At 69.4% G+C, this 14563-nt stretch carries 15 protein-coding genes; 12 read left to right on the top strand and 3 right to left on the bottom strand.

What is annotated here, in order from left to right; translation table 11 throughout:
- The first annotated feature begins 81 nt into the window (after window positions 1-81).
- The 11 genes from mshD to pstB all read left to right on the top strand — a co-directional run bounded on the left by mshD (window position 82) and on the right by pstB (window position 11763).
- Complete coding sequence (gene mshD / locus IEZ15_RS26440) at window positions 82-1005, top strand: mycothiol synthase (RefSeq protein WP_189279671.1); 924 nt, start codon at window positions 82-84, stop codon at window positions 1003-1005.
- 90 nt (window positions 1006-1095) lie between these two features.
- Window positions 1096-1506, top strand: a complete 411-nt coding sequence (locus tag IEZ15_RS26435) for a GntR family transcriptional regulator (protein ID WP_114245740.1) — start codon at window positions 1096-1098, stop codon at window positions 1504-1506.
- A complete protein-coding gene (locus IEZ15_RS26430; protein ID WP_189279670.1) occupies window positions 1503-2399 on the top strand; it encodes an ABC transporter ATP-binding protein in 897 nt (298 codons plus the stop codon). Before IEZ15_RS26435 ends, IEZ15_RS26430 begins: the two co-directional genes overlap by 4 nt.
- Window positions 2396-3394 carry an ABC-2 membrane transporter-related protein gene (locus IEZ15_RS26425; protein ID WP_189279669.1) on the top strand — a complete coding sequence of 333 codons (999 nt, stop codon included), beginning with the start codon at window positions 2396-2398 and terminating at the stop codon, window positions 3392-3394. Before IEZ15_RS26430 ends, IEZ15_RS26425 begins: the two co-directional genes overlap by 4 nt.
- 276 nt (window positions 3395-3670) lie before the next feature.
- Entirely contained in the window at window positions 3671-5926 is a 2256-nt protein-coding gene (locus IEZ15_RS26420; RefSeq protein ID WP_189279668.1) for an RNA degradosome polyphosphate kinase, read from the top strand.
- The gene (locus IEZ15_RS26415; RefSeq protein WP_229846129.1) at window positions 5913-6908 is read left to right on the top strand and encodes a CHAD domain-containing protein; all 996 of its coding nucleotides are present in this window, start codon (window positions 5913-5915) and stop codon (window positions 6906-6908) included. Before IEZ15_RS26420 ends, IEZ15_RS26415 begins: the two co-directional genes overlap by 14 nt.
- A gap of 11 nt (window positions 6909-6919) precedes the next feature.
- Complete coding sequence (locus IEZ15_RS26410; RefSeq protein ID WP_229846128.1) at window positions 6920-7318, top strand: NUDIX hydrolase; 399 nt, start codon at window positions 6920-6922, stop codon at window positions 7316-7318.
- Between the two features lie 241 nt (window positions 7319-7559).
- A complete protein-coding gene (gene pstS, locus IEZ15_RS26405; protein WP_189279666.1) occupies window positions 7560-8696 on the top strand; it encodes a phosphate ABC transporter substrate-binding protein PstS in 1137 nt (378 codons plus the stop codon).
- A gap of 184 nt (window positions 8697-8880) precedes the next feature.
- A complete protein-coding gene (gene pstC / locus IEZ15_RS26400; RefSeq protein ID WP_114245734.1) occupies window positions 8881-9876 on the top strand; it encodes a phosphate ABC transporter permease subunit PstC in 996 nt (331 codons plus the stop codon).
- Window positions 9873-10958, top strand: a complete 1086-nt coding sequence (pstA, locus tag IEZ15_RS26395) for a phosphate ABC transporter permease PstA (protein ID WP_114245733.1) — start codon at window positions 9873-9875, stop codon at window positions 10956-10958. The genes pstC and pstA overlap by 4 nt, the downstream gene beginning before the upstream one ends.
- A 28-nt stretch (window positions 10959-10986) precedes the next feature.
- A complete protein-coding gene (gene pstB / locus IEZ15_RS26390; protein ID WP_114245732.1) occupies window positions 10987-11763 on the top strand; it encodes a phosphate ABC transporter ATP-binding protein PstB in 777 nt (258 codons plus the stop codon).
- 269 nt (window positions 11764-12032) lie between these two features.
- On the opposite strand, the gene IEZ15_RS26385 is transcribed toward pstB, so the two are convergent.
- Window positions 12033-13031 carry an inorganic phosphate transporter gene (locus IEZ15_RS26385; protein ID WP_114245731.1) on the bottom strand — a complete coding sequence of 333 codons (999 nt, stop codon included), beginning with the start codon at window positions 13029-13031 and terminating at the stop codon, window positions 12033-12035.
- A 5-nt stretch (window positions 13032-13036) separates the two neighbouring features.
- Window positions 13037-13657 carry a DUF47 domain-containing protein gene (locus IEZ15_RS26380; protein WP_114245730.1) on the bottom strand — a complete coding sequence of 207 codons (621 nt, stop codon included), beginning with the start codon at window positions 13655-13657 and terminating at the stop codon, window positions 13037-13039.
- A 199-nt stretch (window positions 13658-13856) separates the two neighbouring features.
- On the opposite strand from IEZ15_RS26380, the gene IEZ15_RS26375 reads away from it, so the two are divergent.
- Window positions 13857-14195: a metal-sensitive transcriptional regulator gene (locus tag IEZ15_RS26375; protein ID WP_093899729.1), complete on the top strand. Its 339-nt coding sequence runs from the start codon at window positions 13857-13859 to the stop codon at window positions 14193-14195.
- 74 nt (window positions 14196-14269) lie between these two features.
- On the opposite strand, the gene IEZ15_RS26370 is transcribed toward IEZ15_RS26375, so the two are convergent.
- Window positions 14270-14464, bottom strand: coding sequence for a hypothetical protein (locus IEZ15_RS26370; RefSeq protein ID WP_114245729.1), 195 nt, complete (start codon window positions 14462-14464; stop codon window positions 14270-14272).
- Between the last annotated feature and the right edge of the window lie 99 nt (window positions 14465-14563).

Below are 14563 nucleotides of genomic sequence, written 5' to 3'. Positions count from 1 at the left end.
GTTGCCCAAATTGTTCGACGCCCGCTCGAAAGCCCGTCGCCCTCGCCCCCCACCCACCTCACCCCCCGTACGCTCGTACACATGACGACTGACGTACCTCTCCCCGCCCCCGGACGCGAGATCCAGACGCTCGAAGTACTCTCCCCCGAGCAGGCCGGAGCCGTGTCCGACCTGCTCGCCGAGGCGGCCCGGTCCGACGGCAGGCAGGCCGTGTCCGAGCAGGGGCGGCTGCAGCTGCGGGGCGGGCGGCGTGAGGGAGTGCGGCATCTGCTGCTCACCAGTGGGCCGACCCTGGTCGGGTATGCGCAGCTGGAGGACACCGACCCCGTCGAGGCGCCGGCCGCCGAGCTGGTCGTACATCCGGCGTACCGCGGGCAGGGGCACGGGCGGGCGCTGGGTGCGGCGCTGCTCGCCGTTACGGGCAAGCGGCTGCGGGTGTGGGCGCACGGCGGGAAGTCCGCGGCCCGGCATCTCGCGCAGGTCCTCGGCCTCTCCCTCTTCCGCGAACTGCGTCAGCTGCGGCGCCCGCTGAGCCCGCTGGACATCGCGGAGCCGGTGCTGCCGCCCGGCGTCACCGTCCGCGCCTTCGTGCCCGGCGAGGACGACGCCGCCTGGCTCGCGGTGAACCGCGCCGCCTTCGCCCACCACCCCGAACAGGGTTCGCTGACCCAGCGCGACCTGGACGACCGCAAGGCGGAGCCCTGGTTCGATCCGAAGGGCTTCTTCCTGGCCGAGCGCGACGGCGAGCTGATCGGCTTCCACTGGACGAAGGTGCACGCCGATGAACACCTCGGCGAGGTGTACGTCGTCGGCATCTGGCCCGACGCGCAGGGCGGCGGACTCGGCAAGGCGCTCACCGCGATCGGGCTGCGCCACCTGGCCGCCGAGGGGCTGCCGACCGCGATGCTCTACGTCGACGCGGACAACAAGGCGGCCCTGGCCGTCTACGAGCGGATGGGCTTCGCGACGCACGAGGTGGACCTGATGTACCGCACGGAGTCCTGAGCAGCCACAACTCGCCCGGGGGCGGCGTCGCTTGACGCCGCCCCCGCTTTACGCCACCATTCCACTACTTGATTAGTGAAAGGGGTGAACATGGCAGAGTCCGCAGCGGTCGAATACCGCATCGACCGGCGCAGCGGCGTCGCCACGTACCTCCAGATCGTCCAGCAGACCAAACAGGCCCTCCGCCTCGGCCTGCTGGAGCCCGGCGACCGGCTGCCCACCGCACGCGAGGTCGTCGAGGCCACCGCCATCAACCCGAACACCGTGCTCAAGGCCTACCGGGAGCTGGAGCGCGAGGGCCTCGTCGAGGCCCGGCGCGGGCTCGGCACCTTCGTCACGCGGACCCTCGGCGGCGCTGCGGCCGCCGACGACGCGCCGCTGCGCGCCGAGCTCGCCGACTGGGCCCGCCGGGCCCGCGCGGCCGGACTGGAGAAGGACGACGTGAGCGCGCTCTTCACCGCCGTACTGGACAAGACTTTCGAGGGGGATCAGGCCGGATGACAGGCGCTGCGATCGAGGCCACCGGCCTCGGCATGAAGTACCGGGGCAGGGATGGGGGCTGGGCGCTGCGCGACTGTTCGTTCCGGCTGCCCGCCGGGCGCGTGTGCGCCCTCGTCGGGCCCAACGGCGCGGGCAAGTCCACGCTGCTCGCCCTCGCGGCGGGCTTCCTGCGGCCCGCGGAGGGCACGGTACAGGTGCTGGGCGGGGCACCCGGGGAGGCAAGGGCCAAGATGGCCTTCGTGGCCCAGGACAAGCCGCTGTACCCGCAGTTGACGGTCGCCGCGACGCTCTGGGCGGGCGCCGAGCTGAACCCCGCCACCTGGGACCAGGACACCGCCGAACGCATCGCCGGGGAGCTCCCGCGCGACGCCGGGGTCCGCAGCCTCTCCGGCGGCCAGCGCACCCGGCTCGCACTGGCCCTCGCCCTCGGCAAGCGGCCCGAACTGCTGCTGCTGGACGAACCGATGGCCGACCTGGACCCCCTTGCCCGCCACCAACTGATGGGCGCGCTGATGGCCGAGGCCGCCGAGCACTCCACCACCATCGTGATGTCCTCGCACATCCTCACCGAGCTGGAGGGCGCCTGCGACTACCTCCTGCTCGTCGACGGCGGCCGGGTCCGCCTCGGCGGCGAGACGGACGACCTCCTCGCCGCGCACACCCTGCTCACCGGTCCGGTACGGGACACCGACCCGCACACCGTCGTCGAGTCCCGCACGGCGGGGCGTCTGCAGACCACACTCGTACGGAGGCAGGGCCCCGTGGACACCACCGTCTGGGAGGCCACCGAGCCTTCGCTGGAGGAACTGCTGCTGGCGCATCTGCGGTCGCCGGAAGCACCCGCGCTGCTGACGCCGAGCGCCGAGGCCGGCAAGGAGGTGGCTGCCGTATGAGCGCCATCGGTCTGCGTGCGCCCGTCGCACCCGCCGCCGGGCTGCGGGGCCCCGTCCGCGTCCTTCTCCGCCAGCACCGCCGCTCCCTGTGGGTGGCCGGCGCACTCCTGGTGCTGGGCATCGCCATCGTGGTCGGGCTCCGGATCTGGGTCGCGGTCGCGAGCTCGGACGAGCTCTGCGCCGACGGCGACATCACCCGCTGCGGCGACGACACCTACCAGCCCACCTACGCCCGCGCCGCCGCCGAGGGATATCTGTCAGGCGGTGGGACCGTCGTCCTGCTGCTCGCCGCGCTCATCGGCGTCTTCGTCGCCGGACCGCTGATCGCCCGCGAGCTGGAGAGCGGTACGTTCCGGCTCGCCTGGGCCCAGTCGGTCTCCCCGGCCCAGTGGCTGGCGGCCCGGCTCGCCCTGCCCGCGGCTCTGGTGACCGCCGGGACGACCGTGCTCGTCCTCGTCTACCGATGGGGCTGGTCGGGCTTGCAGAGCAAACCGTACGCCTCCGGACTGGGCTGGTACGAGAACGGTATCCATCCCGCCCTCGGCCCGACCGCCGTCGCCTACGCCCTGCTGGCCCTGGCTGTGGGCGCCCTGTGCGCCGTGGCCGTACGCCGTACCGTCCTGTCCATGAGCCTCACAGCCCTCGTCCTGGGCACGGTCATGCTGGGGTTCGGCAAGCGCCGCTACGAGCTCTGGCCGACCACCCGCTTCTTCGGCGACGACGGGCCGGGCAGTGACGCCTGGCACATCGAGTCGGGCATGCTCACCGCCTCCGGCAAGGAGATCTACTGGAAGGACTGCTTCAAGGCCGGCACGACGGTGCCGGAGGACCCCACGAGCTGCCTGCGCAACCAGGGCGGCATCACGTACTTCGCCGACTACCACCCCGCCTCGCATTTCTGGCCGCTCCAGCTCGTCGAGACCGGCATCCTGCTCGCCCTGGCCGCGCTCGCCGTCGCCCTCGCCTTCCGGGTGCTGCGCCGCCGCCACGGCTGAGACCGCTTCCAGGCACTGTGTCCGGGCCCTCCGGGGGCCCGGACACTGCTCATATGACCAATCCGCCCACGGCACACCGCTTCCTGCACGTCATGTCGCCGTTACCGGCCATTCAGAAGGGCTTGCGACCCTCTCAAAATGCAGCCAGCTGTGCCGACCCCCCACAACGGGAGAAATCCCGGTGGAGACCGTGCGAACCACACGAACCGTGAGTTTCCCGCGATCTCCGCACTCTCCGGCGCGCCCTCGGAGCCTTCGAAGCGGAAGAATAGGGCCATGAGCCAGCAGCCCAGCTCCGAGGTCCCGGTCCGGCCCGCCGTGCAGCCGTCGGTCGGCTCGCTCGCCGCGCACCGGCCGCACGCCGTCGCCTCGTCGGCGTCCAACAGCGCCATACTGTCGACCCGGGCCGACCTCGATCCCGACATCGACGCCGACGTCGACGCGTACGAACCCGACGTCGACGGCAGCGAACTGCCCCACGGCCGTTTCCTGGACCGGGAACGCAGCTGGCTCGCGTTCAACGAACGGGTGCTCGAACTGGCCGAGGACCCGGCGACGCCCCTCCTCGAGCGGGCCAATTTCCTCGCCATCTTCGCCTCCAACCTGGACGAGTTCTTCATGGTCCGGGTGGCCGGACTGAAGCGCCGTATCGCCACCGGCGTCGCCACCCGCTCCGCCTCCGGACTCCAGCCCCGCGAGGTCCTCGACCTGATCTGGACCCGCTCGCGCGAACTCATGGCCCGGCACGCCGCCTGCTACCAGCAGGACGTCGCCCCCGCCCTGTCCGACGAGGGCATCCAGCTGATCCGCTGGCCCGAGCTGACCGAGAAGGAACAGGCCCGCCTGTTCACCTTCTTCCGGCAGCGCGTCTTCCCCGTGCTGACCCCCCTCGCCGTCGACCCGGCGCACCCCTTCCCGTACATCTCGGGTCTCTCACTCAACCTCGCCGTCGTCGTGCGCAACCCGGTCAGCGGCCACCGCCACTTCGCCCGGGTCAAGGTGCCGCCACTGCTGACCCGCTTCCTGGAGGCGTCGCCGCAGCGGTACGTGCCCATAGAGGACGTCATCGCCGCCCACCTCGAAGAGCTCTTCCCGGGCATGGAGGTCCTCGCCCACCACATGTTCCGGGTCACCAGGAACGAGGACCTGGAGGTCGAGGAGGACGACGCCGAGAACCTCCTCAAGGCCCTGGAGAAGGAGCTCATGCGGCGCCGCTTCGGCCCGCCGGTCCGCCTGGAGGTCGAGGAGTCCATCGACCCGTACGTGCTGGACCTGCTGGTACGCGAGCTGAAGGTGTCCGACGCCGAGGTCTACCCGCTGCCCGGACCGCTCGACCTCACCGGGCTCTTCGGCATCGCGTCCCTGGACCGGCCCGAGCTGAAGTTCCCCAAGTTCATCGCGGGCACCCACCGCGATCTCGCCGAGGTCGAATCCGCCTCCGCGCCCGACATCTTCGCCGCCCTGCGCGAACGCGACGTGCTCCTGCACCACCCGTACGACTCGTTCTCCACCTCCGTCCAGGCGTTTCTGGAACAGGCCGCGAGCGACCCCGACGTCCTGGCCATCAAGCAGACCCTGTACCGGACTTCGGGCGAATCCCCGATTGTGGAAGCCCTCATAGACGCTGCCGAATCCGGCAAGCAGGTCCTCGTACTCGTCGAGATCAAGGCCCGCTTCGACGAGCAGGCCAACATCAAGTGGGCGCGCAAGCTGGAGGAGTCCGGCTGCCATGTCGTCTACGGGCTCGTCGGCCTCAAGACCCACTGCAAGCTCTCGCTCGTCGTCCGCCAGGAGGGCGACACACTGCGCCGCTACGCCCACGTCGGCACCGGCAACTACCACCCCAAGACCGCCCGGCTGTACGAGGACCTCGGCCTGCTGACCGCCGACCCCCAGGTCGGCGCGGACCTCTCCGACCTCTTCAACCGACTCTCCGGCTACTCCCGCCGCGAGACCTACCGCCGCCTCCTGGTCGCCCCGAGGTCTCTGCGCGACGGGCTGATCGCCCGTATAAACAAGGAGATCACGCACCAGCGGGCCGGGCGCAGCGCCTACGTCCGCATCAAGGTCAACTCGATGGTCGACGAGGCGATCATCGACGCCTGCTACCGGGCCGCGATGGCAGGCGTACCGGTGGACATCTGGGTACGCGGCATCTGCGCGATCCGCCCGGGCGTCCCCGGCCTCTCCGAGAACATCCGGGTCCGCTCGGTACTGGGCCGCTTCCTCGAACACTCCCGGATCTTCTCGTTCGGCAACGGCGGCGAACCCGAAGTGTGGTTCGGCAGCGCCGACATGATGCACCGCAACCTCGACCGCCGGATCGAAGCACTGGTCCGGGTCACCGACCCCGCCCACCGCGCCGCGCTCAGCCGGCTCCTGGAGACCGGCATGGCCGACACCACCTCCTCCTGGCACCTCGGTTCCGACGGGAACTGGACCCGGCGCGCCACGGACGCGGACGGCCAACCGCTGCGGCACGTACAGGAAATGCTCATTGACGCCCGGAGGCGCCGGCGTGCGACGCCATGACCACCAGACGACGCAGGCGGACCTTACGGCAGGAGCGGTGCTCGCGCCCTACCTGCAGGAACAGGCCGCCGAATTCCTGCGCAGCCTGCGCCTGCACCACGAGAACAGCGCCCCCACGGACGCCGGAACCCACGCCGCCGAGGAGGCCGCCGGTGCCCTGCGCCGCTCGTCCCGCCGGATCGGCGGCACGCTGCACACCTTCCGGGCGGCGCTGGACCCGGCCTGGGCCGAGCAGCTCCGCACCGAACTGGCCTGGCTGTCGGGCACCCTGGCCCGGGAGCACGCCTACGCGACCCGGCTGAACCGGCTCCTCGAAGCTCTCCACGCCCTGTCCGGCACCTCACTGCCCACCGCCCGCACCGGGTCCCGCTCCGATGCCGCCGGTGACAAGGAGCGCGCCGCCCTCGGCGTCGGCGCGGCCCGCGCCGGGGCGCTGCTCGAACGACAGCTGACCCTCGCCCGGACCCGCGCCCACTCCGCGGCGCTCCAGGCGCTCGGCTCCTCCCGCTTCCATGCGGTGGCCGACGCCGTCGCGCTGCTCGCCTCCGAGGTGCCGCTCGCCGCGGCAGCCACGGCTCCGGCCGAGGAGATGCTGCACGGGCCCGCCGACCGGGCCGAACAGCAGCTGCTCGGTGCGGTGGCCGCGCTCCCCCCGAACGGGGCGGTCGAGCCGTACAACGAGGCTCAGGACGCGCCCTGGCACCGGACCCGGCTGCTGCTGCGCCTGCACCGGTACGCCCACGAGGTGGTACGGGGCGCCCCCGATCCGGTCCTGGTCGCGCCGGGGCACGCGCTCGATACGCACCGGGATGCATCGGAGGCGGCCGCGGCAGCGGCATCGGCGGCCCGCACGCCCCGGATCGCGCCCGCGACCGCGTACGCCCTGGGGGTGCTCCACGCCGATCAGCGGCACGAGGTGGAGGCGGCGCGCAGTGTGTTCCGGGAGAGCTGGCCGTACGCGACGGCGGTGATCGCACCGTGAGGAGCGGGCCTGTGCTCGCCGCGGGGTGCGTGCTGTGGCGCCGGTCGGACCTCTCCGGCGAGCTGGAGATCTGTCTGGTCCACAGGCCCCGTTACGACGACTGGTCGCATCCGAAGGGCAAGCTGAAGCACGGCGAGTCCGCGCTGGACGGCGCCCGGCGCGAGGTCCTGGAGGAGACGGGCCACCACTGCGCACCGGGTGCCCCGCTGCCCACGGTCCGGTACGCCGTGAACGGCCGTCCCAAGGAGGTCGCCTACTGGGCGGCCGAGGCGACCGGTGGCGCCTTCGTACCGAACGCAGAGGTCGACCGGGTGAGCTGGCTCTCCCCGGCGGCGGCCCGTACCCGCCTCACCCGGCCGCACGACCGGGATGTGCTGGACGCCTTGCTCGCCGGCCTGCCGAGCGCCTGACCGGGACGGGGATCAAGCCCGTCCGGCGTCGAGGACGTAACCCTCGCCCCGGACGGGGCCCCAGAACCGCACCGTACGACACGGTTCACCTCCCGTTCACCCTCCCCCGTAAACGGCTTCACCTGTTCTGCCTAACTTCGGCAGTGCACGGTGCGCGGCGCAACGCCAAAGCACCCACCACATCGCACGCCGTCGTAGAACGAAAAAGACCTCGGCGGCTCCTGGAAGGAACACCCGAAAAGTGAAGCTTCAGCGCAAGAACCGGCTTCGTGCCACCGCGCTCGGTGCCCTCGCCGTCTCCGGCGCCCTGGTCCTCACGGCGTGCGGTTCGGACAACAACAGCGACGGGTCCACCGGCGGCAACGGCGGCAAGACGAGCGCCGCGTCGGACATCAAGTGCGACGACGCCAAGGGGCAGCTGCTCGCTTCCGGCTCCAGCGCGCAGAAGAACGCCATGGACCTCTGGGTCAAGAACTACATGGCCGGCTGCTCGGGCGTCGAGGTCAACTACAAGTCGTCCTCCTCCGGTGAAGGCATCGTCGCCTTCAACCAGGGCACGGTCGGCTTCGCCGGTTCCGACTCGGCGCTGAAGCCCGAAGAGGTCGCCGCGTCGAAGAAGATCTGCAAGGGCGGCCAGGGCATCAACCTCCCGATGGTCGGCGGCCCGATCGCCATCGGCTACCACCTGGAAGGCGTCGACAGCCTCACGCTGGACGCCCCCACCCTCGCCAAGATCTTCGACGGCAAGATCAAGAAGTGGAACGACCCCGCGATCGCCAAGCTCAACAGCGGCGCGAAGCTCCCGGACAAGGCCATCCAGGCCTTCCACCGCTCCGAGGACTCCGGCACCACGCAGAACCTCGGCAAGTACCTGGGCGCAGCCGCCCCGAGCGACTGGAAGTACGAGGCCGAGAAGAAGTGGCCGGCCCCCGGTGGCCAGGCCGCGTCCGGCTCCTCCGGTGTCGCCGCCCAGGTGAAGCAGGTCGACGGCGCGATCGGCTACTTCGAGCTCAGCTACGCCACCTCGCAGTCGATCTCCACGGTCGACATCAACACCGGTGGCTCCACCCCGGTCAAGGCGACCCCGGAGAACGCCTCCAAGGCCATCGCCGCCGCCAAGATCAAGGGCACCGGCAAGGACCTGGCGCTCGACCTCGACTACACCACCAAGGCCGAGGGTGCGTACCCGATCGTCCTGGTGACGTACGAGGTCGTCTGTGACAAGGGCAACAAGGCCGAGACCCTGCCCACGGTCAAGTCCTTCCTGAACTACACCGCCGGTGACGACGGCCAGAAGCTCCTCACCGACGCCGGTTACGCGCCGATCCCGACCGAGATCAACGCGAAGGTCCGCGAGACCATCGCCTCCCTCTCGTAACCGAGGAACGCAGCCGGGGCACGCAGCCCGAAGGCACGCAAGCACCACCCAGCAACACCCGTAGCAACGTCAGCAACACCTGGCGGGCCGGTCCGGTGCACCCCTCCGGACCGGCCCGCCACCACCCATCCGGTGCACCGCCGCCAGGGGAGCCCACGGCTCCCCCACACAGACCGGAAAGACCATGGCTTCCACCACACCGATAGACACGCCGCCGGCATCGCCGGTGGCGCGCGAGCGCGCCAGGCCGAAGACCGGGCGCGCGGGCGACAAGATCTTCCTGGGCCTCTCAAGGGGCTCGGGCATTCTGCTGCTTGTGATCATGGCGTCGATCGCCGTGTTCCTCACCTACCGCGCCGCACTCGCCGTCTCCAAGGACGAAGGCAACTTCCTCACCACCTTCGACTGGAACCCGGCCGGCGACCCGCCGGTCTTCGGCATCGCGGTGCTCCTCTTCGGCACGATCGTCAGCTCGATCATCGCGATGGCCATCGCCGTCCCGGTCGCTGTCGGTATCGCCCTGTTCATCTCGCACTACGCGCCGCGCAAGCTGGCCGCGCCCCTCGCGTACGTCGTCGACCTGCTCGCCGCAGTGCCGAGCATCGTGTACGGCATCTGGGGCGCCCTCTTCCTGGTCCCGTACCTGGAGGGCCTGAACCTCTGGCTCGACCAGTTCTTCGGCTGGACGTACCTCTTCGAGAAGACCGAGGTCGGCGTCGCCCGCTCGCTCTTCACCGTCGGCATCCTGCTCGCGATCATGATCCTGCCGATCGTGACCAGCGTCAGCCGCGAAGTCTTCCTCCAGGTCCCGAAGATGAACGAGGAAGCCGCCCTCGCCCTCGGCGCCACCCGCTGGGAAGTCATCCGCCTCTCGGTGCTCCCCTTCGGCCGCTCGGGCGTGATCTCCGCCTCGATGCTGGGACTGGGCCGTGCGCTCGGCGAGACGATGGCCGTCGCCACGGTCCTGTCGCCGAGCTTCGTCATCTCCGGGCACCTGCTCAATCCGGGTGGCGGAACGTTCGCCCAGAACATCGCCGCGAAGTTCGACGAAGCCGACGCGTTCGGGCGCGACGCCCTGATCGCCTCCGGCCTCGTGCTCTTCATCCTCACCCTGCTGGTCAACGGCGCGGCCCGGCTGATCATCGCCCGCCGCAAGGAATACTCGGGGGCCAACGCATGAGCCAGGCAGCCAACACCGGCATCCAGAAACGCCCCACCCCGATGGCGCCCACACGCAAGACCAGCCTCAGCAGCCGGGCCCTGCCCCGCTGGGCCCCCCTCGCCTTCGCGGCCGTCGCGATCGCGCTGGGCGTGGGCACCGGCGCGGCGGCGGGCTGGCACAGCCACACCCAGTGGGGACTGTTCTCCGCCCTGCTCTTCGTCGTCATCTCGTACGTCACGACGACGGTCGTCGAGAACCAGCGCCAGGCCAAGGACCGCCTCGCCACCAGCATCGTCTGGGTGTGCTTCCTCCTTGCCGTCGTCCCGCTGTTCTCGCTGATCTGGACCACGGTCAGCCGCGGCGCCAAGATCCTCGACGGTTACTTCCTGACCCACTCCATGGCCGGTGTCCCCGGCATCGAGGCGGGCGGCGGCGTCTACCACGCGCTGATCGGCACCCTGGAGCAGGTCGGCCTCGCCACGCTGATCTCCGCCCCGATCGGCCTGCTGACCGCCGTCTACCTGGTGGAGTACGGCAAGGGCGCGCTCGCCAAGGCCGTCACGTTCTTCGTCGACGTGATGACGGGTATCCCGTCCATCGTCGCCGGTCTCTTCATCCTGTCGATCATGCTGATGGCGCAGCTCCAGCCATCCGGCCTGATGGGTTCGCTGGCCCTGTCGATCCTGATGATGCCGGTCGTGGTCCGCTCCACCGAGGAGATGCTCAAGCTCGTCCCGAACGAGCTCCGCGAGGCATCGCTCGCCCTCGGCATCCCGAAGTGGCGCACCATCCTGAAGGTGGTCATCCCCACCGCGATCGGCGGCATCACCACCGGTGTGATGCTCGCGATCGCCCGGATCGCCGGCGAGACCGCGCCGATCATGCTGCTGGTCTTCGGCAGCCAGCTGATCAACACCAACCCCTTCCAAGGTGCACAGTCCTCGCTCCCGTTCTACATCTGGGAGCAGTACAAGATCGGCAGCGAGCCGTCGTACGACCGTGCCTGGGCCGCCGCTCTGGTCCTGATCGCCTTCGTCATGATCCTCAATCTGGTGGCCCGCGGCATCGCCCGCTGGAAGGCCCCGAAGACCGGCCGCTGACCGCGGCACGAAAGAAGCAGTGATTCAGATGGCCAAGCGCATCGACGTCAGCGGCCTGTCCGCCTACTACGGCTCCCACCTCGCCATCGAGGACATCTCGATGACCGTGGAGCCCCGCTCCGTGACCGCCTTCATCGGCCCGTCCGGCTGCGGCAAGTCCACCTTCCTGCGCACCCTGAACCGTATGCACGAGGTCACCCCCGGTGGCCGCGTCGAGGGCAAGGTGCTGCTGGACGACGAGAATCTGTACGGGGCGAACGTCGACCCGGTCACCGTGCGCCGCACGGTCGGCATGGTCTTCCAGCGTCCGAACCCGTTCCCGACCATGTCGATCTTCGACAATGTCGCGGCGGGCCTCAAGCTGAACGGCTCGTACAAGAAGAACGAACTGTCGGACATCGTCGAGAAGTCCCTGCGCGGCGCCAACCTCTGGAACGAGGTCAAGGACCGGCTGAACAAGCCCGGCTCCGGTCTCTCCGGCGGCCAGCAGCAGCGCCTGTGCATCGCCCGCGCGATCGCGGTCGAGCCGGAGGTGCTGCTGATGGACGAGCCGTGCTCCGCCCTGGACCCGATCTCCACCCTCGCCATCGAGGACCTGATCGGCGAGCTGAAGGAGCGCTTCACGATCGTCATCGTGACGCACAACATGCAGCAGGCGGCCCGTGTCTCGGACCGTACGGCGTTCTTCAACCTCGCGGCGGTCGGCAAGCCCGGCAAGCTCGTGGAGATCGACGAGACGGAACGCATCTTCTCCAACCCGTCCGTTCAGGCAACCGAGGACTACATCTCGGGACGCTTCGGATAGTCACCCGGCAACGGGGCTGACGTGGGCCGGGGGCGTGGGTGGTTACGCCCGGTGGTGGGTTTCCACCGGCGAACCGCGTCACCCCTCCGGCGAACCGGCCTCGTCCCCAGACTGCCTTGAGGTGCTGCATGGCGGTGCCACCGCAAGGCGAAGGGGCCGCCCCCACTCCCCGCAGAGGGAGTGGGGGCGGCCCCATTTCCGTACAACCACGATCGCGCCGGGCAAAGGACGAAGCGGCCACCGGACGACCCCGGCAACCCCACCGCCCGTCACCCGAACAGCAGCACCACAACCCCGTAACTTCCGGCAGCGACCAACCCCGCGGCCGGCATCGTGATGAACCACCCCAGGATGATGTTCTTGGCAACACCCCACCGCACCGCGTTCACCCGCTTCGTGGCGCCCGCACCCATGATCGCCGAGGTGATCACATGCGTCGTGGAGATCGGCGCGTGAAACAGGAACGCCGAGCCGAACATGATCGACGCGCCCGTCGTCTCCGCGGCGAACCCCTGCGGCGGGTCCAGCTCGATGATCTTCCGGCCGAGCGTCCGCATGATGCGCCAGCCACCCGCGTACGTGCCCAGCGAGAGCATCAGCGCGCAGACGAGCTTCACCCAGACCGGAATCGGGTCGCTCGGGCTCTCGACATCGGCGATGACCAGGGCCATCACGACGACACCCATCGTCTTCTGCGCGTCCTGCAGACCGTGACCGAGCGCCATGCCGGCGGCCGAGACCGTCTGGGCGATCCGGAAGCCGCGCTTGGCCTTGTGCGGGTTGGCCTTCCGGAACATCCACATGATCGCGACCATCACCAGATAGCCGACGACCAGGCCGATGACCGGCGAGACGAACATCGGGATGACGACCTTGTCGAGCACCCCGTCCCAGTGCACCAGCGTCCCGCCGGCGAGTGCCGCACCGACCATGCCGCCGAACAGTGCGTGCGAGGACGAGGACGGCAGCCCGAAGTACCAGGTGATGAGGTTCCAGATGATCGCACCGACGAGCGCGGCGAAGAGGATTCCCATCCCCTTGTCCCCCTGGGGGGTCGCGATCAGACCCTCACTGACGGTCTTGGCGACACCGCTGCCGAGGAATGCACCGGCAAGGTTCATCACCGCGGCCATCGCCAGTGCCGCACGTGGTGTCAGCGCACGGGTGGAGACGGACGTGGCGATGGCATTCGCCGAGTCGTGGAAGCCGTTCGTATATGTGAAGCCGAGCGCGACACCGATGGTCACGATCAGCGCAAAGGTGTCCACGTGGTTCAGGACTCCTTGACCGCGATGGTCTCCACCGTGTTGGCGACATGCTCGAACGCGTCGGCGGCCTCTTCCAGCACGTCCACGATCTGCTTGAGCTTCAGCACCTCCATGGCGTCGTACTTGCCATTGAAGAGATGGGCCAGCAGCTTGCGGTGGATCTGGTCGGCCTGGTTCTCCAGACGGTTGACCTCGATCCAGTACTCGGTGAGGTTGTCCATCGTCCGCAGACCCGGCATCGCCTCGGCGGTCAGCTCGGCCGCCCGGGCCAGTACCTCGATCTGCTGCGCCACACCCTTGGGGAGCTCTTCGACCTGGTACAGCACGACCAGGTCGACGGCCTCCTCCATGAAGTCCATGATGTCGTCGAGCGACGATGCGAGGTTGTAGATGTCCTCGCGGTCGAACGGCGTGATGAAAGAGGAGTTCAACTGGTGGAAGATCGCGTGGGTGGCATCGTCCCCCGCGTGCTCCGCTGCCCGCATGCGCTCCGCGATCTCGACTCGGGAGGCAGAGTCCGCCCCGAGCAGTTCCATCAGGAGTTTCGAGCCCGTGACGATGTTGTCCGCGGATGCGGAGAACATGTCATAGAAGCTCGTCTCCCTGGGGGTCAGACGAAAGCGCACGTGGGGTCCTCGGGGTGCTTTGGATTCGGTCAGGCTGATGCTAGGTGCATCATCCGGCCACGGCTAACGGGCATTCTTCAGTGTCGCGCATCGGGCACTGTGATCAGCACGGGCCCCCGGTCACGTTTCGGCAGAATTAGTTAGGATATACCCACCAGGGGTATATAACGGCAGGGTAGAGGGAAAACGGGAGGCAGCAATGACCACCACCGAGGCCGCGGAGACGGAACCGGTCGTCACCGACCACGACCGGGGTATTCACGGCTATCACCACCAGAAGGCCGAGCACCTCAAGCGGCTGCGCCGGATCGAGGGCCAGATCCGCGGTCTGCAGCGCATGGTCGACGAGGACGTCTACTGCATCGACATACTCACCCAGGTCTCGGCGTCCACGAAGGCGCTCCAGTCCTTCGCGCTCCAGTTGCTGGAGGAGCACCTGCGGCACTGCGTCGCCGACGCGGCGGTCAAGGGAGGCGACGAGATCGACGCGAAGGTCGAGGAGGCCACGAAGGCCATCGCCCGCCTGCTCCGTACCTGATACGGGGAGATGCCTGGTGCCGGCGGGAGATGCCCGGTGCGGGGCAGGGCCTGGTGCGGGGCAGGGCCCCGCACTCACCCCCGGGGGTCGGCCTGCCGGGGGACGGCGGTTCGTTCGGTGATCACCCGGACGTTCAGCACCTCGTCGATACGGTCCGCACTGAGCCGTTCCCCGATCGCGGCCGACGCGGCGATCATCAGCTCACCGCAGAGCTCGATCTCGGCGAGGGCCACATGGTCAGATACGGTCCGCGTGCCGAGCGTCACCACGTCACTCACCTCTCACTGCCGTCGCCGACTTCCTAGCGTAGGGAGCGGACCACACGCCGCGCATGGCACGGACGGACCATTTCGCGCCCGCCGGCATGC

Origin of the sequence: Streptomyces atratus, from assembly GCF_014648655.1 — a bacterium.
In the GTDB taxonomy this organism is placed as follows: Bacteria; Actinomycetota; Actinomycetes; order Streptomycetales; family Streptomycetaceae; genus Streptomyces; species Streptomyces atratus.
Note: the sequence above shows the minus strand (reverse complement) of the source record. Positions and strands in the feature narration are given on the sequence as shown.

Excerpts from the sequence above, each read along its gene's own strand:
- mshD (WP_189279671.1), top strand. The coding sequence starts at position 82 with ATGACGACTGACGTACCTCTCCCCGCCCCCGGACGCGAGATCCAGACG.
- IEZ15_RS26435 (WP_114245740.1), top strand. The coding sequence starts at position 1,096 with ATGGCAGAGTCCGCAGCGGTCGAATACCGCATCGACCGGCGCAGCGGC.
- IEZ15_RS26430 (WP_189279670.1), top strand. The coding sequence starts at position 1,503 with ATGACAGGCGCTGCGATCGAGGCCACCGGCCTCGGCATGAAGTACCGG.
- IEZ15_RS26425 (WP_189279669.1), top strand. The coding sequence starts at position 2,396 with ATGAGCGCCATCGGTCTGCGTGCGCCCGTCGCACCCGCCGCCGGGCTG.
- IEZ15_RS26420 (WP_189279668.1), top strand. The coding sequence starts at position 3,671 with ATGAGCCAGCAGCCCAGCTCCGAGGTCCCGGTCCGGCCCGCCGTGCAG.
- pstC (WP_114245734.1), top strand. The coding sequence starts at position 8,881 with ATGGCTTCCACCACACCGATAGACACGCCGCCGGCATCGCCGGTGGCG.
- pstA (WP_114245733.1), top strand. The coding sequence starts at position 9,873 with ATGAGCCAGGCAGCCAACACCGGCATCCAGAAACGCCCCACCCCGATG.
- pstB (WP_114245732.1), top strand. The coding sequence starts at position 10,987 with ATGGCCAAGCGCATCGACGTCAGCGGCCTGTCCGCCTACTACGGCTCC.
- IEZ15_RS26375 (WP_093899729.1), top strand. The coding sequence starts at position 13,857 with ATGACCACCACCGAGGCCGCGGAGACGGAACCGGTCGTCACCGACCAC.